Source organism: Alicyclobacillus pomorum DSM 14955, assembly GCF_000472905.1.
Classification (GTDB): domain Bacteria; phylum Bacillota; class Bacilli; order Alicyclobacillales; family Alicyclobacillaceae; genus Alicyclobacillus_A; species Alicyclobacillus_A pomorum.
The window spans coordinates 197,432-217,743 of sequence record NZ_AXAR01000003.1 but is presented as its reverse complement, the minus strand read 5'-3'; the positions used below and the strand labels follow the sequence as shown (position 1 = coordinate 217,743).

Annotated in this window: 18 protein-coding genes; 3 read left to right on the top strand and 15 right to left on the bottom strand. The window is 55.8% G+C overall.

Annotation, left to right across the window (positions count from 1 at the left end; all coding sequences use genetic code 11):
* Positions 1-81: 81 nt before the first annotated feature.
* From YWK_RS0104815 to YWK_RS0104765, 11 genes are all read right to left on the bottom strand, one after another.
* Positions 82-1,623, bottom strand: a complete 1,542-nt coding sequence (locus tag YWK_RS0104815) for an acyl-CoA carboxylase subunit beta (protein WP_026963910.1) — start codon at positions 1,621-1,623, stop codon at positions 82-84.
* Entirely contained in the window at positions 1,623-2,468 is an 846-nt protein-coding gene (mce, locus tag YWK_RS0104810) for a methylmalonyl-CoA epimerase (protein ID WP_026963909.1), read from the bottom strand. The genes YWK_RS0104815 and mce overlap by 1 nt, the downstream gene beginning before the upstream one ends.
* 30 nt (positions 2,469-2,498) lie before the next feature.
* Positions 2,499-4,157: an acyl-CoA mutase large subunit family protein gene (locus YWK_RS0104805; protein WP_026963908.1), complete on the bottom strand. Its 1,659-nt coding sequence runs from the start codon at positions 4,155-4,157 to the stop codon at positions 2,499-2,501.
* A 183-nt stretch (positions 4,158-4,340) separates the two neighbouring features.
* The gene (lipB, locus tag YWK_RS18370) at positions 4,341-5,036 is read right to left on the bottom strand and encodes a lipoyl(octanoyl) transferase LipB (protein ID WP_035465996.1); all 696 of its coding nucleotides are present in this window, start codon (positions 5,034-5,036) and stop codon (positions 4,341-4,343) included.
* Positions 5,033-6,058: a lipoyl synthase gene (gene lipA / locus YWK_RS18365; protein ID WP_084453483.1), complete on the bottom strand. Its 1,026-nt coding sequence runs from the start codon at positions 6,056-6,058 to the stop codon at positions 5,033-5,035. Before lipA ends, lipB begins: the two co-directional genes overlap by 4 nt.
* A gap of 128 nt (positions 6,059-6,186) precedes the next feature.
* On the bottom strand, positions 6,187-7,491 hold the full coding sequence (locus tag YWK_RS0104790; protein ID WP_026963907.1) for a dihydrolipoamide acetyltransferase family protein: 1,305 nt from the start codon (positions 7,489-7,491) through the stop codon (positions 6,187-6,189).
* Between the two features lie 33 nt (positions 7,492-7,524).
* Positions 7,525-8,508 (bottom strand): alpha-ketoacid dehydrogenase subunit beta, encoded by a 984-nt coding sequence (locus YWK_RS0104785; protein ID WP_026963906.1) that lies wholly within the window; start codon positions 8,506-8,508, stop codon positions 7,525-7,527.
* On the bottom strand, positions 8,498-9,514 hold the full coding sequence (locus YWK_RS0104780; RefSeq protein WP_026963905.1) for a thiamine pyrophosphate-dependent dehydrogenase E1 component subunit alpha: 1,017 nt from the start codon (positions 9,512-9,514) through the stop codon (positions 8,498-8,500). The genes YWK_RS0104785 and YWK_RS0104780 overlap by 11 nt, the downstream gene beginning before the upstream one ends.
* Before the next feature lie 33 nt (positions 9,515-9,547).
* On the bottom strand, positions 9,548-10,969 hold the full coding sequence (lpdA, locus tag YWK_RS0104775; RefSeq protein ID WP_026963904.1) for a dihydrolipoyl dehydrogenase: 1,422 nt from the start codon (positions 10,967-10,969) through the stop codon (positions 9,548-9,550).
* Positions 10,970-10,993: 24 nt separating this feature from the next.
* On the bottom strand, positions 10,994-12,085 hold the full coding sequence (locus YWK_RS0104770) for a Glu/Leu/Phe/Val family dehydrogenase (protein WP_026963903.1): 1,092 nt from the start codon (positions 12,083-12,085) through the stop codon (positions 10,994-10,996).
* Positions 12,086-12,328: 243 nt separating this feature from the next.
* Positions 12,329-14,380 carry a sigma-54 interaction domain-containing protein gene (locus tag YWK_RS0104765; RefSeq protein WP_026963902.1) on the bottom strand — a complete coding sequence of 684 codons (2,052 nt, stop codon included), beginning with the start codon at positions 14,378-14,380 and terminating at the stop codon, positions 12,329-12,331.
* Between the two features lie 132 nt (positions 14,381-14,512).
* Here YWK_RS0104765 and YWK_RS0104760 point away from each other — a divergent pair, with 132 nt between their 5' ends.
* Positions 14,513-14,785: a DUF2627 family protein gene (locus YWK_RS0104760; protein ID WP_026963901.1), complete on the top strand. Its 273-nt coding sequence runs from the start codon at positions 14,513-14,515 to the stop codon at positions 14,783-14,785.
* A gap of 10 nt (positions 14,786-14,795) precedes the next feature.
* On the opposite strand, the gene moaC is transcribed toward YWK_RS0104760, so the two are convergent.
* From moaC to YWK_RS0104740, 4 genes are all read right to left on the bottom strand, one after another.
* A complete protein-coding gene (gene moaC / locus YWK_RS18360; protein WP_035465994.1) occupies positions 14,796-15,326 on the bottom strand; it encodes a cyclic pyranopterin monophosphate synthase MoaC in 531 nt (176 codons plus the stop codon).
* A gap of 60 nt (positions 15,327-15,386) precedes the next feature.
* Positions 15,387-16,376: an MBL fold metallo-hydrolase gene (locus YWK_RS0104750; RefSeq protein ID WP_035465993.1), complete on the bottom strand. Its 990-nt coding sequence runs from the start codon at positions 16,374-16,376 to the stop codon at positions 15,387-15,389.
* 2 nt (positions 16,377-16,378) lie between these two features.
* Positions 16,379-17,308, bottom strand: a complete 930-nt coding sequence (corA, locus tag YWK_RS0104745; protein ID WP_035465992.1) for a magnesium/cobalt transporter CorA — start codon at positions 17,306-17,308, stop codon at positions 16,379-16,381.
* Between the two features lie 168 nt (positions 17,309-17,476).
* The gene (locus tag YWK_RS0104740; protein WP_026963898.1) at positions 17,477-18,265 is read right to left on the bottom strand and encodes a hypothetical protein; all 789 of its coding nucleotides are present in this window, start codon (positions 18,263-18,265) and stop codon (positions 17,477-17,479) included.
* Positions 18,266-18,467: 202 nt separating this feature from the next.
* On the opposite strand from YWK_RS0104740, the gene YWK_RS0104735 reads away from it, so the two are divergent.
* The gene (locus tag YWK_RS0104735) at positions 18,468-19,799 is read left to right on the top strand and encodes a glycosyl hydrolase family 18 protein (protein WP_026963897.1); all 1,332 of its coding nucleotides are present in this window, start codon (positions 18,468-18,470) and stop codon (positions 19,797-19,799) included.
* 19 nt (positions 19,800-19,818) lie between these two features.
* Positions 19,819-20,304 (top strand): hypothetical protein, encoded by a 486-nt coding sequence (locus tag YWK_RS0104730; protein WP_026963896.1) that lies wholly within the window; start codon positions 19,819-19,821, stop codon positions 20,302-20,304.
* Positions 20,305-20,312: the final 8 nt, after the last annotated feature.

Below are 20,312 nucleotides of genomic sequence, written 5' to 3'. Positions count from 1 at the left end.
ATCAGACTGGCTGAGAAAGAAAGGCCCCTGGCTGTGAACGCACTGCCTGTCCACGGCACCGGGGCGAAACGATGATTATAATTATAAAGGAATGTTTCCGTGCTTCTTCGTTGGCCTCGCTTCGTGCTTGTGCCGAAGGAGTTCCAGCGCCTCGTAGAGCTTTTGCCGAGTCTCCCGCGGATCAATCACGTCGTCGACCATCCCTGCGCCTGCTGCCACGTACGGATTGGCGAACTGACTGCGGTACTCCTCTATCCTCGCCGCTCGGGTGGCAGCAGGATCCGGGCTATTTGCAATTTCTTTCGCGTAAATGATGTTGGCCGCACCTTCCGGTCCCATCACAGCGATTTCCGAGGCTGGCCACGCGTAGACCAGATCCGCTCCAATTGCCTTACTGTTCATCGCGACGTACGCGCCGCCGTACGCTTTCCGAAGAATGACTGTAATCTTCGGAACGGTCGCTTCCGAGTAGGCGTAGAGGATCTTGGCGCCGTGACGAATGATGCCACCATGTTCCTGTTTCACGCCCGGAATAAAGCCCGTCACGTCTTCGAGGGTAATCAGCGGGATATTGAAAGAATCGCAGAAGCGAATGAACCGGGCAATCTTATCCGATGAGTTGATGTCCAGTCCACCTGCCAAATACTTGGGCTGGTTGGCTACAAACCCCGCAGTATACCCACCAATCCGCCCGAATCCAACGACGGCGTTGCGAGCGAACGACGGCTGCACCTCCATGAAGTCTCCGTCATCGACGAGGCGTGCAATCACGTCCTTCACGTCGTACACTTTGGTCCCGTCCACCGGAACCAATTGCAGCAGTTGGTCATCCGCTTTGAAAGAGTACGCCCCTTCCTTTCGCGGCACCTCCTCCGTATAGGAGGAAGGCAAAAAGCTCAGCAGGCGGCGCACGTCTCGCAGCACGTCTTCTTCAGACTTTGCCGTAAAGTGTGCCACGCCGCTGACGCCTTCCTGAACGCGCGCCCCACCAAGGTTTTCGCTGGTGATTTTCTCACCGGTCACCGTTTCAATCACCTTCGGCCCCGTAATAAACATCTGGCTGGTGCCTTCCACCATGAAGATGAAATCCGTGATGGCCGGTGAGTAGACCGCTCCACCCGCACATGGGCCCATGATGACCGAGATCTGCGGAATCACGCCTGAATAGATGGAGTTACGGTAGAAAATGTGGCCGTACCCGTCCAGTGAAACGACACCCTCTTGGATGCGGGCCCCGCCTGAGTCATTGAGACCAATGATGGGCGCGCCGTTTTTGGCGGCCAGATCCATAATCCTGGCAATCTTCTGCGCGTGCACTTCACCCAACGCGCCCCCAAACACCGTAAAGTCCTGGGCAAACACGTAGACTGTGCGGCCGTCAATCTTGCCATATCCTGTGACGACGCCCTCGCCCGGAGCATCGACGCTATCCATCCCCAAGTACTGAGATCGGGTTGCGGCAAACGGATTGATTTCCCGGAACGTACCGCTGTCCAACAGCAAGTCGATTCGTTCCCGCGCCGTCAACTTGCCTTTTTCGTGCTGTTGGAGAATCCGCTTATCTCCGCCTCCAAGCTCCACCTTCCTGCGCCGATCTTGGAGTTCATAGATTTTCTCTTCCATCATTCCCGGTCACCTGCCTGTGGCTGTTGACAGAATTCCGTGAGTACGCCGAACGTGTCTTTTGGATGCAAAAACGCCACCCACTTGCCGTGCGCGCCACGCCTCGGCGACTCATCGAGCACGCGCATGCCAGCTGCCTTCGCTTGTGCAATCGCTTGGTGGATGTCGTCCACAGCATACGCCACATGGTGGACGCCGGGTCCGTGCTTTGCGATGAATTTCGCCATTGTCCCCGTTTCATCCACCGGTTCCAGGAGTTCGATATTTGCGTTGGCCGCAGATACAAACACCACCCGGACGCCTTGGTCTGCCACCACTTCCTCGTGTGTCACGGAAAGCCCCAGCTGTCGCGTGTAGAATGGAAGAACTTCAGCGATGCTCTTGACAGCGACTCCGACGTGGTCAATCGTACGTGCCGGAGAAGCCGCCAGTGCAGACTCGTCCAACGCACGCAAATGGACGTTGGCCCGGATAAATTCCGCAACTTCCTCAATCGTAGTCCCCGGCGTAAATACCTTGGCAACGCCCTCGGCCTCCAGAATCGCAACGTCCGATTCCGGGATGACGCCGCCACCAATCACCAGAATATCGTCCGCCTGCTGCTCCTTGAGCAAGCGAATGACCTCCGGAAACAATTCCAGATGAGCCCCTGATAGGCTCGACAACCCGATGCATGCCACATCTTCCTGAATGGCGGTTGTAACGATTTGCTCTGGGGTCTGGCGAAGTCCCGTATAGATGACTTCCATTCCTTGGTCGCGAAGGCCTTGCGCAATCACCAGCGCTCCGCGGTCGTGACCGTCCAGCCCCGCTTTCGCAATCAGTACCCGAATCGGTTGAGACATAGACGTACCTCCCCGCTGCTTCCCGTGCGTTTAGAAAATCGAAGGGCGATATTCCCCGAAGACGTCGCGCAGTACGTTGCAGATTTCGCCAACGGTGGCATAAGCCCGAACAGCGTCAATAATCAGTGGCATCAAATTTTGATCCGTCTTTGCACCTTCCTTCAGTGCATCGAGTGCCCGGCGCCACGGCTCCTCAGCCCGTTCGCTTCGCAATTTCGCGAGTGCTTCCGCCTGCTTCCGGCCGAGCGTTGGATCCACCCTGAGCAGTTCCGGCTGCGCTTCGTTGTCCAGCTTGAATTTATTCACGCCAACTACGATTTGGTCTCCGCGTTCGATGGCCATTTGCGTGTCGTACGCAGCCTTGTGAATCTCCTTTTGCAGGTATCCCTGTTCAATTGCAGCCACGGCACCGCCGAGTTCATCGATGTAGTCGATGTACGCCCATGCGCGTTCCTCAATCGCGTCGGTGAGCGACTCGACGTAGTAGCTGCCCGCCAGCGGATCTACCGTATCGGTGATACCGCTTTCGTACGCAAGAATTTGTTGTGTCCGCAAAGCAACTCGAGCTGAATCTTCCGTAGGGAGCGCCAGTGCCTCGTCCCGCGAATTCGTATGAAGACTCTGTGTACCACCCAAAACGGCGGCCATCGCTTGCACGGTGACTCGGACAATATTGTTGTCCGGTTGCTGCGCCGTGAGTGTACTACCCGCGGTCTGCGTGTGAAAGCGCAGTTGCATCGATTTCGGCGACGTCGCGTGGAATCGTTCCTTCATAATCTTCGCCCACATGCGACGCGCTGCGCGAAACTTCGCAATCTCTTCGAAGAAATCGTTGTGCGCATTAAAGAAGAAGGAGAGACGCGGAGCAAAATCGTCCACTGCAAGCCCTTTCGCCAGCGCTGCTTCGACGTACGCAATGGCGTTTGCCAGCGTAAAGGCCACTTCCTGTACCGCCGTAGAGCCCGCTTCCCGAATGTGATACCCGCTGATGGAAATGGTGTTCCAATTCGGAACTTCCTGTGAACAGAACTCAAAAATGTCCGTGATGAGCCGCATCGAGGGCTTCGGCGGGAATATGTATGTTCCACGCGCCACGTACTCTTTCAAAATATCGTTTTGGATGGTCCCGGAGACCTTGTCCCACGTTACTCCCTGCTTCTCTGCCACCACCAGGTACATCGCCAGCAGTACAGACGCGGGCGCGTTGATGGTCATCGACGTGCTGACCTTGTCCAGCGGAATGCCTGCCAGTAGCGTCTCCATGTCCAGCAGCGAAGAAATGGAGACCCCCACTTTGCCGACTTCTCCTCGTGAAAACGGATGGTCCGCGTCGTATCCAATTTGTGTGGGCAGATCAAATGCAGTGCTGAGGCCGGTCTGCCCCTGTTCCAACAGGTAGCGGAAACGGCGGTTGGTCTCTTCTGCGGAGCCAAACCCCGCGTATTGCCGCATCGTCCAGTACCGTCCCCGATACATCGTCGGCTGAATCCCACGCGTATACGGGTACTCGCCTGGGAAGCCGAGTTTATCGAGGTATTCCTGTTCAGACTGGATGCCGTCTTGTGGCAGATACAATCGCTGAATTGGAATATCCGACGCGTTGACAAACTCAGACTTACGCTCCGGTCGCTTGGCGACCACTTTTTCCGTCTTGTCTCGCCATTGTTGATACTCGCGCTCTATAGACATGGCAGCCTCAACCTCTCCCCTGTCCTGTGGTCGTGCAGACGTCACGGTTGACTCACTTCGGTTGTCCGCCAACTACACCGAAAAAAACCCACCCCTATCGCGACAACCGCCATCGCGACCATGATCCCAGCTGTCCAAGCCAAGCTCATGCTCCCACCTCTCCTCCATCCACTCCGTGTCCTGTTACTGCCCGGACGCGCGCAGCGCCCCCTTTGAGAACTCCGCTTGAAACACCGCGGAAAACGCCTCCATCAACCGTCTCTCCCAGTCTACCATGGACGCTTTCCTTCCGGTCTCCCGTTCAATGGACGTCACGCCTTTATCTGCCAATCCGCACGGGATGATGGTTTGAAAGTGGCTCAAGTCGGTGTTTACGTTGAGCGCGATTCCGTGCGACGTGACGAGCTCCCCGGACGGCCGACGACGCATCCGTACGCCGACCGCACAAATCTTGTTCGTGCCCATCCAAACGCCAGGGTAGCCTTCGAGACGCGACGCAATCAAGCCGACGTCCCGCAGTGCCACGATGACGGATTCCTCAAGCATGCGTACGTATCGCCCTACGTCATTGTCCCAGGGCTGCAGGTGAAAAATCGGATAGACCACCAGCTGTCCAGGGCCGTGGTACGTCACGTCCCCGCCACGATCCACCTCGTACACTTCCATGCCCAGCGATTCCAGATACGCGCGCGGCGCCACAATATGACTCGAGGTGCCGTTGCGCCCAATCGTGATGGTGGGCGGGTGCTCGACCGTGAATACCACCTGGCGGTCCGTGGCGCCGTTCAGGACGTCGTCTCGCTGCCGCTCCTGTACAGCCAGTGCCTCGTCGTACTTCATGGTTCCGAGGGAAATCCACTCCGCTTGTACCTTGCTCAACGCGTTGTCCCCCCGTCCGCCACGGAAGCTACGTTCACGTCCGATTCGCTACCATGCTTGGCCAAGTGCAATGCTCGCTCTTCAGCACTGAGCGACTGCAAAGGTAAACCGTTCGCGCGTTGCACTTGTTCATGTGCATGGTACGAGCTGCGCACCATTGGGCCGGATTCGACGTGCGCGAATCCTCGCTTCAGACCTTCACCGCGTAATCTCAGAAACTCCGTCGGCGTGTAGAACTTCTCGACCAACAGGTGTTTCTTCGTAGGTTGCAAATACTGCCCAATCGTGAGGATGTCGACACCGACCGCCCGCAAGTCGTCCATGGTCTCCAGAATTTCTTCAAACGTCTCACCGAGACCGACCATAATGCTCGACTTCGTGCGGATATCCGGGCGCATTTCCTTGGCCCTGCGGAGAAGTTCCAGCGTCCGGTCATATTTTGCCTTGGAACGAACCTTGTCGGACAACCGTCGTACGGTTTCCACATTGTGATTGAGGATGTCCGGAGAGGCATCCATCACCGTTTTCAGCGCGTCCCAATTGCCCATGAAGTCCGGGATTAAGACTTCCACGCCGCAGCCTGGGACACGTTCGCGGATGGCGCGAATGGTGGCTGCGAAAATGGAGGCACCGCCATCCTCCAAGTCGTCGCGCGCCACGCTGGTCACCACCACGTGTTGTAGACCCATGTCCACCACGGCGTCCGCAACACGCTTTGGCTCCTGCCAGTCGAGTTCCGTGGGTTTCCCACTGTGGACCGCGCAAAACCGACACGCGCGTGTACAGATGTCTCCGAGAATCATAAACGTCGCCGTCCTATGCTCCCAGCACTCGAAGATATTCGGACAGCGCGCTTCTTCGCACACGGTATGCAAGGATTTGCCGCGCATGATCTCTTTCAGATCACGGTAGTTGGGCCCCGTCTTGACCTTGATTTTCAACCAATCCGGTCGTGAGGCCCTCTGTTCTTTCATAAGTTGCTCTTTGATTCGCTGTTTTTCCAGGAACTTGGATTCTGTCATGCCTTCACACCCTTCCGTATGAGAACGACGGAGGTCCCTATTCTCCACTCCTAGTGTAAATCATCCGGGAAACATGTCAAAGGATGGTGCTGGATGCACCATCCCGAAACTGATTCACCGCACGGGATTTAGAACAATACGGTGTCATTTCCAAAAGACTGCAGGCGTTCTTTCACAGCTTTCAGGAACTGTCCAGCAACCCAGCCGTCCAAGAGTCGGTGATCCAGCGACAGGCAGAGGTTGACCATGCTTCTCACGGCAATCGCGTCGTTCACTACAACAGCCCGTTTGACAATGGACTCGACCGAAAGAATGGCTGCCTGCGGCGCGTTGATAATCGGTTGCGACAAAATCGAGCCGAACGCCCCTGTGTTGTTGACGGTAAATGTGCCACCTTGCACATCCTGTAGAGACAGTCGCCCCGACCTCGCCTTGGCTGCCAATTCGTTCACCGCGTGCGCAAGGCCAGCGATACTCAATCGGTCTGCATTGTGAATCACTGGCACCACGAGCGCATCATCCGTAGCGACGGCGATGGAAATGTTGATCCGCTTGTGTACGTGAATTTTGTCGTCCACCCAGGACGCGTTCAGCATCGGGTACTGCTTGAGCGCTTCGACCACGGCCTTAATGAAAAACGGCAGGTACGTCAAATCGACGCCTTCCTTGCGTTTGAAATCGGCCTTGACTCGCTGGCGGAAGGCAACCAGTTCCGAAACATCCGCCTCCACCATGGTCCATGCATGGGGCGCGTTATGCTTGCTCTCGACCATTCGACGTGCGATGGTCTTACGGATGGGGCTAGGCTCCAGCACTTCGACGTCTTCACTCGATTGCCCGGCTTCCGTATGTACACTGGGAGGAGCGGCTTCGCCACGAGACGCTGCTGGCGCAGCCGCCCTGTCGTTTTGCGCAGATGCGGACGCGGATACCGAAGCAGGAGTCCCTTCGGCAGGCTCAGAGGTACCGTGTTTTCCTGCTTCAATCGCCGCTAACACGTCTTTGCGGGTAATTCGACCACCCTCTCCTGTTCCGGAAATGGTAGATAAATCGATATTGTGCTCCTCGGCCAGCCGCAAGACCGCGGGTGAGAAACGGCTACGGGCACTGGCGGGGCGAGGTGCCGACGGTGTCTGTGGTTCGGTCGGATGCGCGCTTGGCGCAGCAGCGTTGGCTGATTGGGCATCACTTTGTTCTCCAGCCTCCGCAATACGACAAAGCACAGTCCCGACCTTGACCGTTTCTCCCTCCTGCACAAGGATTTCTGTCAACGTTCCCTCAAAGTCGGACGGTACCTCCGCGTTCACCTTGTCCGTCATCACCTCAACGAGAGGCTCGTACTTAGATACTTTGTCGCCGACGTTTTTCAGCCACTTGCCGATGGTCCCTTCTGTGACACTCTCGCCCAGCTGAGGCATTTTTACATCCGGCATGCACGACCACTCCTTCCCATCCTTTGACTCGCCTTAAAACTTCGCCAGCGCGCGCATCTCCTGCGCGACTTTGTCGGTATTCAGCATGTACGCCTTTTCCAACGTCGGACTGAACGGCATGGCGGGCACTTCTGGACCTGCCAGTCGCCGAACCGGCGCGTCCAAGTCGAATAACGCGTGCTCCGCAATGATGGCGGATACTTCCGCTCCGACGCCACAGACCTTATTGTCTTCATGAACAATCAGGACTTTCCCCGTTTTCCGCGCTGCCTCCAGGATGGCTTGTTCATCCAGTGGTCGTAGCGTACGCAAATCGAGAATGTGCGTCGAGATGCCCTCTTTTTCCAAATGCGAAGCGGCATCGAGCGCCAGGTGAACCCCCAATCCGTAGGTGATGACGGTGATGTCGTCGCCTTCGCGACGCACCGCGGCCTTGCCAATCGGAGTGGAGTACTCTCCTTCCGGCACTTCTCCTCGAATCGAGCGGTAGAGTTTCTTGTGTTCAAAAAACAGAACCGGATCTGGATCGCGAATGGCAGACACCAACAGCCCCTTCGCGTCTTCCGGTGTGGACGGCGTGACAATTTTGAGCCCGGGAACGTGTGTGAACAGCGCCTCCATGCTCTGGGAGTGGTACAGCGCACCGTGAATGCCGCCTCCGTATGGAGCGCGTATGACAATCGGACAATTCCAATCGTTATTCGACCGATAGCGGAACTTCGCTGCTTCCGAAATAATTTGGTTCACGGCAGGTAGAATAAAGTCCGCGAACTGAATTTCCGCGACCGGAATCATCCCAGCTGCCGCCGCCCCAATGGCAACACCGACAATTGCGGATTCCGTCAACGGGAAATCCAATACGCGGTACTCCCCAAACTGTTCAATGAGGCCGGCCGTCACGCGAAAGACACCGCCGCGCACGCCAACGTCTTCGCCGAGCACAAATACGCGCTCGTCGCGCGCCATCTCCTCCTGGAGCGCATCGTGAATGGCTTCAATGTATTGCTTAACGGCCATGGTGCACTGCCTCCTCCGCATAAACGTAGTGCGTCAAGGTGGCTGGGTCCGCGTGCGGTGCCTTTTCTGCGTATGCCGTCGCCTCGTTCACTTCGTCCAATGCCTTCTTGCGAAGTGCCGCGTCCTTTTCTTCCGTGAGCAGGCCGACATCCAGCAAATACTGCTTTAAGCGGACGATGGAGTCGCCTCTCTTGGCCTCCTCCACCTCTTCGCGAGTCCGGTAGGAGCGGTCGTCATCATCGCTCGAATGTGGTACCAGACGGTATGTCTTGGCTTCGACGAGCGTTGGACCTCCACCATTCCGCGCTTTCTCTACAGCCGCCTTCATCACGCGGTATACTTCAAGCGGGTCCATACCGTCCACGACCACGCCTTCAAATCCGTAGCCTGCCGCCCGGTCGGCGACGTTTTTACAAGCCAACTGTTTACTTTCCGGTACCGAAATCGCGTATCGGTTGTTTTCACAAAAAAAGATGACCGGCAATTTGTGGATTCCAGCGAAGTTTGCCGCTTCGTGAAAATCCCCCTGATTGCTCGTTCCTTCACCGAAGGACACGTATGCCACAAAATCCTCGCCGCGCATCTTTGCTGCCAGCGCTGCCCCGACCGCGTGTGGAATCTGCGTTCCCACCGGGCTGGATCCCGTGATGATCCGGCGCTTCCTATCCCCAAAGTGCCCAGGCATCTGACGACCGCCACTGTTCGGATCTTCGGGCTTGCCAAAGGCGGATAACAACTCCGACTTCGCCGTATGCCCGTAGATGAGCACCAAGCACAAATCTCGATAGTACGGCGCGATATAGTCCTTCGAAGGGTCCAGCGCAAACCCGGCACCAGCTTGCGCTCCTTCCTGACCTTGACAAGAAATGACGAACGGGATCTTGCCAGCGCGATTCAACAGCCACATGCGCTCGTCCACGGTGCGCGCCAATACCATGTACCAGTACATGTCCAGCACTTGCTGGTCGGTCAATCCCAATTCGATATGGCGAACCTTGTCTGCCATCGGCGTTACGCCTCCTCCGCTTGTACCGAACGTTTACGAATGTATAGCCACTCCGTCCACGGCGAGCGCCGCTTCACCCAGTACTTCCGACAGCGTCGGATGCGGGTGAATGGTGTGCCCGACTTCCCACGGAGTGGCGTTAAGCACTCTGGCCAACGCTGCTTCAGAGATCAGATCAGTGACATGCGGACCGACCATGTGCACACCCAGCACGTCATCCGTATCTGCATCTGCGACTATCTTCACAAAACCATCCGCTTCGCCGAACACGAGCGCCTTCCCGATGGCTCGGAACTGGAACTTCCCTACTTTTACATCGTAGCCACGTTCCTTTGCCTCGGCCTCCGTCAATCCGACGCTCGCCACTTCCGGCCGACTGTACGTGCACTTAGGAATCATGCTGTAGTCGATGGGTCGCGGCGACCGACCTGCCATGACCTCAACAGCATGGATCCCTTCGTGCGCCGCAACGTGCGCGAGTTGCACACCGCCGATGACGTCGCCGATGGCAAAAATATTTTCTTCTGCCGTTCGGTAGTGTTCATCGACTACAATGGCACCGCGCTCCAGCTTGACTTCCGTCGCCTCTAGCCCGATGTTCTCGACCACTGGCGTGCGACCGACAGCCACGAGCATCAGCTCCGCGGAGAGTCTCTCCCGCTGAGCACCTACCTCTACCTCGATGCTCACATCAGCAGACTTGTCAAGTGTCTCCGGCAGAACCTTGGCACCAGTCTTGATGCGAACCCCGCGCTTCTTCAAAATGCGCGCCGTTTCTGCTGAAATGTCTTCGTCTTCCAGCGGCAGGATGCGCGGCAGATACTCCACCAACGTCACTTCCACACCGAAGTCACTGAGCATCGAAGCCCACTCCACACCGATAGCTCCTGCGCCAACAATGATGGCGGATGCTGGAAGCCGCTCCAGTTGCAGGGCATCATCGCTGGAAATGACCTTCTGCCCGTCAAACTCCAGTCCAGGCAGTGACCTGGGTTGAGACCCGGTGGCAATCAACGTAAAGCGCGGCGACAAAATCTGCGTTTCGCCGTTTTCGTGCTCTACGGAGACCGCGCCGGCCTGTGGGGAGAAGATGGATGGCCCCATCACGCGGCCGATGCCATGAATCACGTCCACTTGGTTCTTTTTCATCAAAAATTGAACGCCTTTGTGTAGTTGGTCTACGATGTTCGCCTTTCTCGCCATCGCTTTCGGGAGATTCAGGGCCGGGGAAGCCAGCTCCACCCCGTATCGGTCCGCCTCCTTGGCGGTTGCATACACTTCAGCAGTTCGCAGCAGCGCTTTGCTCGGAATGCATCCGCGGTGCAGACAGGTGCCGCCCAGCTTGTCTTTTTCCACAACAGCGACCTTTAGGCCGAGTTGCGCTGCCCGAATGGCGGCAACGTAGCCTCCGGTGCCGCCACCTACAATCACCACATCGTAATTCGTCTCTGACATCGAATTGTTGTCCTCCCGGATAAGTCAGCGGTTGAGCGCGGACTTTGCCCCTTGGACAAACGTGCTCCGCACCTTGCGCATTTGCTCAATGCGTGTCTCAGCCATCCGATCCGCCGCGCGATACGTCGGCAGGTTTTCCCGCTTCGCGATATTGTAGATTTCTGTCATGATATTGTAAATTTGTTCCACTTTCTTTTTCGCGCGTTCGGCGTTATATCCTTCCAGCTCATCCGCCACGTTGATGAGGCCGCCAGCGTTAATGACGTAGTCCGGTGCGTACAGAATCCCCCGCTCGTGCAGGCGGTCTCCGTGGCGTTCTTCCGCCAACTGGTTGTTCGCCGAACCCGCTACAGCAGCGCAGCGCAGCCGTTCAACGGTGTCATCGTTAATGACCGCGCCGAGCGCACACGGTGAAAATATATCGCATTCCACTTCAAAAATCTCTGCGGGAGATACGACGCGCGCACCCAACTCCATCTGTGCCCGCTTCAGTGCGTCCTGGTTGATATCGGTGACAATCAAACGGGCTCCCGCAGCGTGTAGATGTTCAGCTAGAGAATAACCTACACTGCCAAGCCCCTGAATGGCCACGGTCTTGCCCGCCAGGTCGTCTGTACCTAGGGCTTCCTTGGCCGTCGCCTGAATCCCTCGGAAGACGCCGAACGCTGTGACTGGACTCGGATTGCCGCTGGATCCATACGCCTGAGAAATCCCCGTCACGTAGTTGGTCTCCATGTGAATCGTATCCATGTCGTGAACGTTCGTACCCACGTCTTCCGCCGTGATGTACCGTCCGTTTAAGCTCTGGATAAACCGTCCCAGAGCGCGGAACAACGCTTCCGACTTGTCCGTCTTCGGATTGCCGATGACGACCGTTTTGCCGCCACCGAGATTCAGTCCAGCTGCGGCTGCTTTATAAGTCATTCCGCGTGCCAAGCGCAGCGCGTCCATGATGGCATCTTCTTCATTCGCATACGTCCACATGCGGCACCCGCCCAACGCGGGCCCCAACGTTGTATCGTGGATGACGATGATTGCTTTCAACCCAGATGCCTCATCCTGACAAAATACCACTTGTTCGTAATCATACTTTTCGAGATACTGAAACAGTTGCATGGCAAACCTTGCCTCCTTGTTATTCCACACCTAAGAATAGCAAAAAGAACGCCAAATCCAAACTTGACCGTAAAACGAACACCGCACTCCTGTCTCATGCAAGAGGCGTGCCAAACTCACCGAACGCCCACGCAAGCCACTCGCCCATCGTATTGCGCAAAATATCGCACGCAGACCGCGCAATAATTTGCACACTGCGCAAATCATTGCAAGCAAGCGTTTTCATTTTTGCGCGTGCTTTCGCTATGGGGTTCTCAACTTGTAGTACAGTGTACGCACAGAGATCCCGAGACGTCTCGCGGCTTCCGCTTTGTTCCCGCCGACTTCGCCAAGAACGCGCTCAATCACCGACTTCTCGACCTGCTGCACAATCTCTTGCAACGTGCCGTGCTCAGGCACGAAATATCCATCTCCTGGCGTCGATACCCCCCTGCTCAGTTGCGGCTTCAACACCGGCAAGTGATGTGCTTCCAGACAGGTTTCTTGATATCCCATGCGAATCATGGCGCGACCGATGGTGTTTTCAAGTTCGCGAACATTGCCAGGCCAGTCGTAGCTGCTCAGTGCATCCACCGCACCCTTCGATATGCATGTGACGTTACGTCCGAAGGCCTGATTCTGCCGAAAGATGATGTGCATGGCCAGAGATTCCAAATCCTCCAAGCGGTACCGAAGTGGTGGAATCACTATGGGCACTACATTGAGTCGGTAGTACAGGTCCTCGCGAAACTTTCCCGCCGCGACCGCCTGTTCCAAGTTTACGTGTGTAGCTGCAATCACGCGCACGTCGACCGGGATGGGCTGTGTTCCACCGACGCGCATGATTTCCCGCTCTTGCAACGCACGAAGCAACTTCGCCTGAGTCGCTACGCTCATTTCTCCAATTTCGTCGAGAAACAACGTTCCGCCGGAGGCTTCTTCAAAGAGGCCTCGCTTGCCGCCGCGTTTCGCACCTGTGAACGCACCGTCTTCATACCCGAACAGTTCGCTCTCCAGTAACGTCTCCGACAACGCGGCACAGTTCACTCGCACGAACGGATTGTACTTCCGGTCGCTCTCGTTGTGAATGGCATGCGCGAACAGCTCCTTGCCGGTACCCGACTCTCCCCGCAACAAGACCGTCGCCGGTGTCTGTGCGGCCTTCCGCGCTTGGTCCACCGCCAATAGCATGGCTGAACTTCGTCCGACAATTTCAGCGAATGTATACTTCGCCTGCATCGTGCGGATGAGCTTGTTGGCCTTGTCCAGTTCTTCCGTGAGCCGCTTGATTTCGGACACGTCATGAATCACGCCGACACTGCCGCGTAGCTCCCCATCGACAAGGATGGGCGCCACGTCCACCAGTACTTCGCGGCGACCGGGGCCGACTTTCATCGGCACGCCCTTCACGGGCTTTCTCGTTTGTAAAACTTGCATGTGCATGCTCTCGCCTTCTGCGATATCGACGTCCGCAGGCTTGTTCAGGACCTGGTCTGGCGTGAGTCCCGTCAGACGGGTGTACGCCGCATTGATAAGCAGTCCGCGGCCGTGCTGGTCGACCACCGAAATGGCGTCCTGCGTGGACTGAATCACTGCCTCCAGCATCGTCTGCACTTCTCGCAAGTTGGTCACTTCCGCCGCCAGTTTCCGCAACTCCGTGACGTCCCGAAGTATGGCGATGGCTCCCATCCTCTCGTGGGACTCATTGTACACAGGCACACAACTCGTGATGACTTCCACGTCACCCACGCGCTGTACTTGATGCAATTCCTCCGCGCCCGTTTCCAATACGTGCAACAAGCGAGAGTTTGGTATCACATCCTCTACGTGCATCCCGTACGCTGCCTCCACGGGGACACCGAGGATGTGTTCTGCCGCTGCGTTGTACAGCGTAATGCAGCCATCCTTCCCAATCCCAATCATCGCGTCATGCGTGGCATTCAGTACCAATTGCAGGTTTCGCTGCCGGGCCTCTAGCTCATGAATGAGGTGGACTTTGTCTTCGATGAGGATCATGAAAAACTTTAAGTCCACGCCGGAGACCACTCTGACATCGGGCGCCAATTCTCGCAAGGTCTGATAGACGTGCGGGTCACCGGTGACCTCGAGGACGACGTCTACAGGCTTGCCGCAGTACGTGGGCACGGCAGCATGGTAATCCGATTCCGTAGGTATGCCGTACTGCCTCGCCAACTGCATACCACGCGCCGCATCGAGATGGTCAACCACGCACAGAACATTCAGCTTCGGATGTCCAATCAGCGCTTGAAACAGCTTGGTGCCACCTTGTCCAGCGCCCACAATCACCACGTTCATTCAGTGGTTCACCCTTTCCCCACTCGCCATTGTACCATCCCTGTTACGTAAGGCACAGAGCCACGCAAACGGACTGGCTGTGCTATGATGATAAACAAGCTAGACTAGCATGGATGCGGAAGGACTGCGAAGATGAGAAATTTGGTAGCCTGGGGAATTCTGATTGGGGTGTTTTTCGTCGCAGGAGAAGGGCTCAACCTGTTTCGCACGCACATTGAGTGGTATCTTGCATCAGGAAGCGTGAGCGACGTCGTGTGGGCCGCGTTCGGACTTCTGCTGGGTTTGGCTGCAACCGCTTTTTTAGGCGGTTATATTTACCATCGAGATAAGAAACGCGGGAAGCTGAAGCGCGAAGGCTGGCGCGGACGGCCTGTCCCCAAAAGACACAGACCGTCCCGTGACTAGGCTCTCGTATTCACGGCTCATTCAGAACGCTGGGCGTGTCGGTCGCACTGAGGTCGAATACGCCACTGGTTCCCCCTGACTTGCGGAGCAAACGCACGTCCCGAATGGACATGCGTCTATCGATGGCCTTACACATGTCGTAAATCGTCAACCCAGCCACCGTACAAGCCGTCAGGGCCTCCAGTTCAACGCCGGTTTGGTGCGTCGTCTTCGCGGTAGCGACAACGCGCAGGCACGCTTCGTCGCCGTCGATTCCATCGACCCACTCCGTCACGACTCGGACGTTGGACAGTGGGACTGGATGACACAACGGGATCAATTCTGACGTCCTTTTGGCTGCCATGATGCCTGCGAGTTCTGCAACTTGTATGACATCACCCTTGGCGACGTGTCGGTCTTCAATCGCGCGCCGCGTTTCAGACTGCATCCACACAAACGCTTCGGCCACGGCCTCGCGCACCGTTGCGGGCTTGTGGGAGACGTCCACCATCTGAGGTCTACCCGTTTCATCGAAATGTGTGAGTCCACTTCGGGATGTCATCCATCCGCCTCCTTCATCGCGTCTTCACTCAGCATACCACGAGATGCAGCGTCCCTACCTCTACTGTGTGGAGCGCCAGCGAATGACGCCCTCATGTGTCTCAAACGCTGCGATTTTTCCGTCTGCTTCGAGCCAATCGAGGAATCCTAGCGTCTCCGACATAATTAGCGAAAGTTGGTTCAAGTGCCGCGGAAAGAACTTAACCGCAATGTCAAATGCGGTGGAGTTCGGCGCCTTTGCCACCAGTTCATAGAACTGTGACTGGCGACGTTCTTGATCTGCGAGTCTCCTCCGAATCAAATCTCTCGGCTCCTGAAACGGGTCCCCATGACCTGGGTAGGCTGTAGCGAGCTCCATGCGCGCCAACGCTTGCAAATTGGCTCGGTACTGAATCAGACTCTGGGTTCGGGTAGCTGCCCGCCCTTCCGTTGCATCAAGCGTTGGCTCAATCAACGCGTTGGAAGACACGTGTGGCAACAACTGATCTCCTGTCAAGATGTCACCCGTCTCTCGATTCCACAACGCGAGCGCCGCCTGCGCGTGTCCTGGCACATGTAGTACTTCGTACATGGGAAACCACGGCAGCGTTTGGCCAGGCACCAGTTCCACATCGACGACCGACCGGTCGTTCCATTTTTGTAACAAAAACAGATCCCGTTTCGCACGAGCTATCAAGTCACGAGGAACACCCATAGAAGTGTACAAGGATTCAAAGAACGCAGCGCGGTAGTGATCCCACTCTCCGCCCGGCGTTAACCACGTTTGTACGCCCTGTAAGGCGTAGACAGGCACACCCCGCGATTGAAAAAGTGACGCCAGTCCTACGTGATCCACGTGCCCATGCGTTAATACAAGCGCGGTGATATCTTCAGGCTGAAGCCCATGGCTTGCCAAGGAGGTCTGCAAGGCTTCGCGCGCGGGATCGTAGTTCGGCCCGCAGTCGACGAGTACTCGCGCGTCGTCACTGAGCATCAGATATGCGTTGACAGAACCGACTGGAAACGGTGTCTGCAGTTCAATCCGGACGATGTCCGGATGGGTGAACGTCACGACTACCACCATCCTCTTTTCTTGAAGTACAGGGCCAATCCCACAGCGACAGTAATCATCAGGCACCACAAATACAGGTAGCCGTATTTCCAGTTAAGTTCCGGTATGTCGTGAAAGTTCGTCCCGTATACCCCGACGATGAATGACAACGGAAGAAAAATACTGCTGAAAATTGTCAGGGTTTTCATCACTTCGTTCATGCGGTTTCCGCGCTGTGCGGTCTGCAGGTCCAGGAGCCCGCTGAGGCTGTCGCGAATGGCGTCAAATCCGTCCACTACCCTCGATATGTGGTCATAGACGTCCAGAAAGTAAATCTGGTGAGACTCCTCCGTGTAGGGGAACGCATCGTGAGCGAGCATGCCGATGACGTTTCTACCATCCGACGAAACTCTCCGGATTTTGTGAAGCTTTCGCTTCAGGCGAAAGATGGTCGGAGCGAGATCCTTTCGCGTGTTGTGAAACACTTGGCGCTCAAGAGAGTCCAGTCGCTCCTCCAACTCGTCCATCACAGAAAAGTACCCGTCGACACAATGGTCGAGAATCCGGTGCAATAAGGTCCCTGCATCCGACATGACGTCCGGATTTTCCTGCGTCCTCTTGTACAAATCGTCCAACCACGACAACGGATGTTGTGTCACTGTAATGACGTAGTTCCTACCAACCACAATGGAATACTCCGTCGCCGATAACTGTCGGTCAATCGAGTAAAAGGTGATAAAGGCGTGGGGATGACGCTGGTTTCTGTAGTAATCCAACTTCGGACGTTGCCCGAGATGCTCGATATCTTCGATGGCCAGCGGATGACACCCAAAGGTGTCGTGGACGATGTCCTGCAGTTCGGCTTGGCTCGGTTGGCAAAGGTGCAGCCAAGCGACTTCGCCATCCTCGGGCATCCGCGGCGAGACTTCTGAAACCGAACCATGTGCGTTCATTAACACGAATTCTGATCCCTCACTTCTCACCTCTCATGATACCGAACGAAACTCTTTCCGCCAATGATCTCACCTCGTTTTCCTGTCCAAACAACGGACGTTGCGTCTTCAGGCACTACTCTCGCCCTATCCCCACAACCGCAAATGGCAAAGACGAAACATGGCGCCTTAACGACGCACCCCATCGCGGCGCCTTCTGTTTATCAGCAAGTGCTTCACACTTGCGATGCTTGTCGCCCAAAACAGGCTACTTGTAATGGCCTGCGGCAACCCAAAGTACAAGTACAGTGGAGTTCCGTGAATTTCGACGTCGTAAAAAAGCGGCTTGTCCGTGTCTATTAAGTTGAGTGGTTGATGGAAAATGGAATACCGAACATGTGTCCAGAACGGCAACCACTGATGGTACAACATGTTGAACAAGTGATACCAGAGAAAAAACGGTCCGGACAGCACCGCTGCATTGGGTTGGATGAGCAGCATCGCGACATCCACAAGCAGTATGGATACAGGTACGTACCACCTGATGTTGATAAGACGAGTTATCGCTCGAAATATGAAGCTGACGATAACCGTTGCAACAACAGGCATCGTAAACAACACCAACGGAACAATGTAAAGCTTATAACGCCTTCTCTGTGTAGGCTTGGAAATGCGGTCTTGTACCTCTTGTACTTTGGGCGCCTCTTGCACTTTGGATACCTCTTGTACTCTTGGCACTTGTTGTACCTTGGGTACTGCTTGTACTCTTGGCACCTGTTGTACCTTCGGTTCCTCTTGTACGCTTGGCACCTCTTGCACCTTCATGATGGTGCATTCGGCCGCTGATTTTTCGAACTCTTTACGGGTAAACAACCGCGTAAACAGTTGGTCATCGCGCACATCAAACCCGTCCAAGTCCAACAGTTTGATGTTTAATTCCTTTTCCCACTCATGAATGGTTTTCTTTGTTTGTCCCAAGACGCTCACCCCATAACGCCATTTTACTACGACGAAGCGCTGGCGTCTTAAGCGTCAGATATTGCCGACTCAGCGGAGGCATGTTGAAATCCCTCCGGTAAATCTGCGCATCAGATTCTTCTATTCTACAAATCCAATTCATAGTCTAGTTGTGAACCGACCATCAAAGAAGGTTGAACCCGTCTTCGAAAGGAGTCGCAACATGCACCCCCACACTCCGTCTGCTCTACTACGCTGGTTTGCTGCCGTCGTTGGAATGATTGTCATCGCCGCAGGTTGCCTGGGTAGCCTTCTATTATTGTATGGAGGCGGGTCCTGGCAGTCCGCGGCACAAATGGAGGCGACGAGTCTTGCGTCATTGGAGATCAGCGAGCTCGTTGGAACCCCAAACTATCAAAAGTCTGACGATGGTGAACGTCACTCACTGCTGGAAGCCGTCTCCACGGCGCTGAAGTTGCCGTTGGCCAATCCACAAGGCATGTTGGCAGCGCAGTTGCCGATTACAGACCCAGCCGTCGGTACAAACTCGGGTATGCAAGGGAGTCTTTTCCAATCCCTCTCAACCTGGGAACAATCGTCAAAAAAGCTGGCCCTCGGCTGGATGCCCTACGACACACCTTCACGAACCATCCATATGATTCATGACAATCCGGGGATCAGCGTCGTCAGTCCGAAGTGGTTGTCTGTCGCGTCACAAGACGGTACTCTGACCGACCATACGCAGGCCAGCGTCGTCGACTACGCGCATGCGCACAAGATTAAAGTGTGGGCGATGTTCGACAACCAGTTCAGCGCTGGGCTCACGCACGCCGTACTCAGTCAACCGGGACAACGTGAACGCTTGGTACAGTCCGTGGCAAACGCTGCGAATCAAGGTCATTTGGATGGAGTCAACGTTGACTTTGAAAACATTCGCTCGGGCGACCAGCAAAACTTCACGGCGTTTATCAAAGCACTGAGCCAAGCGCTTCATCCGATGGGCGTGCAACTTTCGGTAGACATCACGCCAGACATTGTCTACCTCAAGGATGAGGCTGCGTACTTTCACGCTGGGCTCGCACAATACTGCGACTACGTGATTTTGATGGCGTACGACGAACACTGGGAAAACGATCCGACTCCGGGTCCGGTCGCCGATGTCCCGTGGGTCACCGAATCCGTGGATGACCTGTTGTCTACAGGCGTGCCCGCGGACAAGCTGATTCTCGGCATTCCGTTCTACGCTAGGTTCTGGTACGTACACAAGGACGGCAGCGTCAATAGTGAATCGATTGCCGCGCCCGACGTAAACAAAGTATTGACAGACCACAACGTCAAAGGGCAGTGGGACGACAATTTGGGGCTGATGTACGTGAAGTATCCCAAGCCAGACGGGTACGAGGTCGGGTGGTACGAGACGGACAGAACGATGCAGCGTAAACTCGACCTTGTCAACAACCTCGGATTGCCGGGAGTGGCGATTTGGTCGCTGAGCTTGTCCAGCACCGAAACGTGGAATTCTATGATTCAATCCCTCCGCCAAAGCGTGTCGTAGCGACTAGGAGGTGTCTGGCGTGGACAAGACCCTGCTTTCCTTCGCAGCATTCACGGTGGCCGCGTACGTTGCGCTGTGGATATTTCGCCCAGGTATCGCTTCCGAAGGGCTGGAAACCACTGCCGACATGTTTGTTCAAGCGCTTCCTTGGATTGTCGTGTCAATGTTAGCGGCTGGCTTGTTATCACAGTTCTTCCACGTCCATATCGTGGCGCGCTGGCTCGGACGCGAGGCGGGGATTGGCGGCATTTTGCTGGGGGCAATGTTCGGTATGCTCGGCACCGGATCGCGCTGGGCCATGTACCCGTTGGCATCGGGACTATTGGCAGCCAACGCGAGTCCAGGAGCAGTTTTTGCATTCGTCACGTCGTGGCAGCTCGTCTCCTTACCGCGCCTCCCTGCAGAGGTTCCATTCTATGGTCCGGAGTTTGCCGTCGTGCGCATGATGGTGTCCATATTCATCGCGGTCTTCGGCGGCATCCTCGTCAATCGAATCATGCAGTAGCAGGTGCC

Excerpts from the sequence above, each read along its gene's own strand:
- YWK_RS0104815 (WP_026963910.1), bottom strand. The coding sequence starts at position 1,623 with ATGGAAGAGAAAATCTATGAACTCCAAGATCGGCGCAGGAAGGTGGAG.
- YWK_RS0104790 (WP_026963907.1), bottom strand. The coding sequence starts at position 7,491 with ATGCCGGATGTAAAAATGCCTCAGCTGGGCGAGAGTGTCACAGAAGGG.
- lpdA (WP_026963904.1), bottom strand. The coding sequence starts at position 10,969 with ATGTCAGAGACGAATTACGATGTGGTGATTGTAGGTGGCGGCACCGGA.
- YWK_RS0104780 (WP_026963905.1), bottom strand. The coding sequence starts at position 9,514 with ATGGCAGACAAGGTTCGCCATATCGAATTGGGATTGACCGACCAGCAA.
- mce (WP_026963909.1), bottom strand. The coding sequence starts at position 2,468 with ATGTCTCAACCGATTCGGGTACTGATTGCGAAAGCGGGGCTGGACGGT.
- YWK_RS0104770 (WP_026963903.1), bottom strand. The coding sequence starts at position 12,085 with ATGCAACTGTTTCAGTATCTCGAAAAGTATGATTACGAACAAGTGGTA.
- lipA (WP_084453483.1), bottom strand. The coding sequence starts at position 6,058 with ATGACAGAATCCAAGTTCCTGGAAAAACAGCGAATCAAAGAGCAACTT.
- YWK_RS0104735 (WP_026963897.1), top strand. The coding sequence starts at position 18,468 with ATGCACCCCCACACTCCGTCTGCTCTACTACGCTGGTTTGCTGCCGTC.
- YWK_RS0104765 (WP_026963902.1), bottom strand. The coding sequence starts at position 14,380 with ATGAACGTGGTGATTGTGGGCGCTGGACAAGGTGGCACCAAGCTGTTT.
- YWK_RS0104805 (WP_026963908.1), bottom strand. The coding sequence starts at position 4,157 with ATGTCTATAGAGCGCGAGTATCAACAATGGCGAGACAAGACGGAAAAA.
- YWK_RS0104785 (WP_026963906.1), bottom strand. The coding sequence starts at position 8,508 with ATGGCCGTTAAGCAATACATTGAAGCCATTCACGATGCGCTCCAGGAG.
- YWK_RS0104760 (WP_026963901.1), top strand. The coding sequence starts at position 14,513 with ATGAGAAATTTGGTAGCCTGGGGAATTCTGATTGGGGTGTTTTTCGTC.
- corA (WP_035465992.1), bottom strand. The coding sequence starts at position 17,308 with ATGAACGCACATGGTTCGGTTTCAGAAGTCTCGCCGCGGATGCCCGAG.
- moaC (WP_035465994.1), bottom strand. The coding sequence starts at position 15,326 with ATGACATCCCGAAGTGGACTCACACATTTCGATGAAACGGGTAGACCT.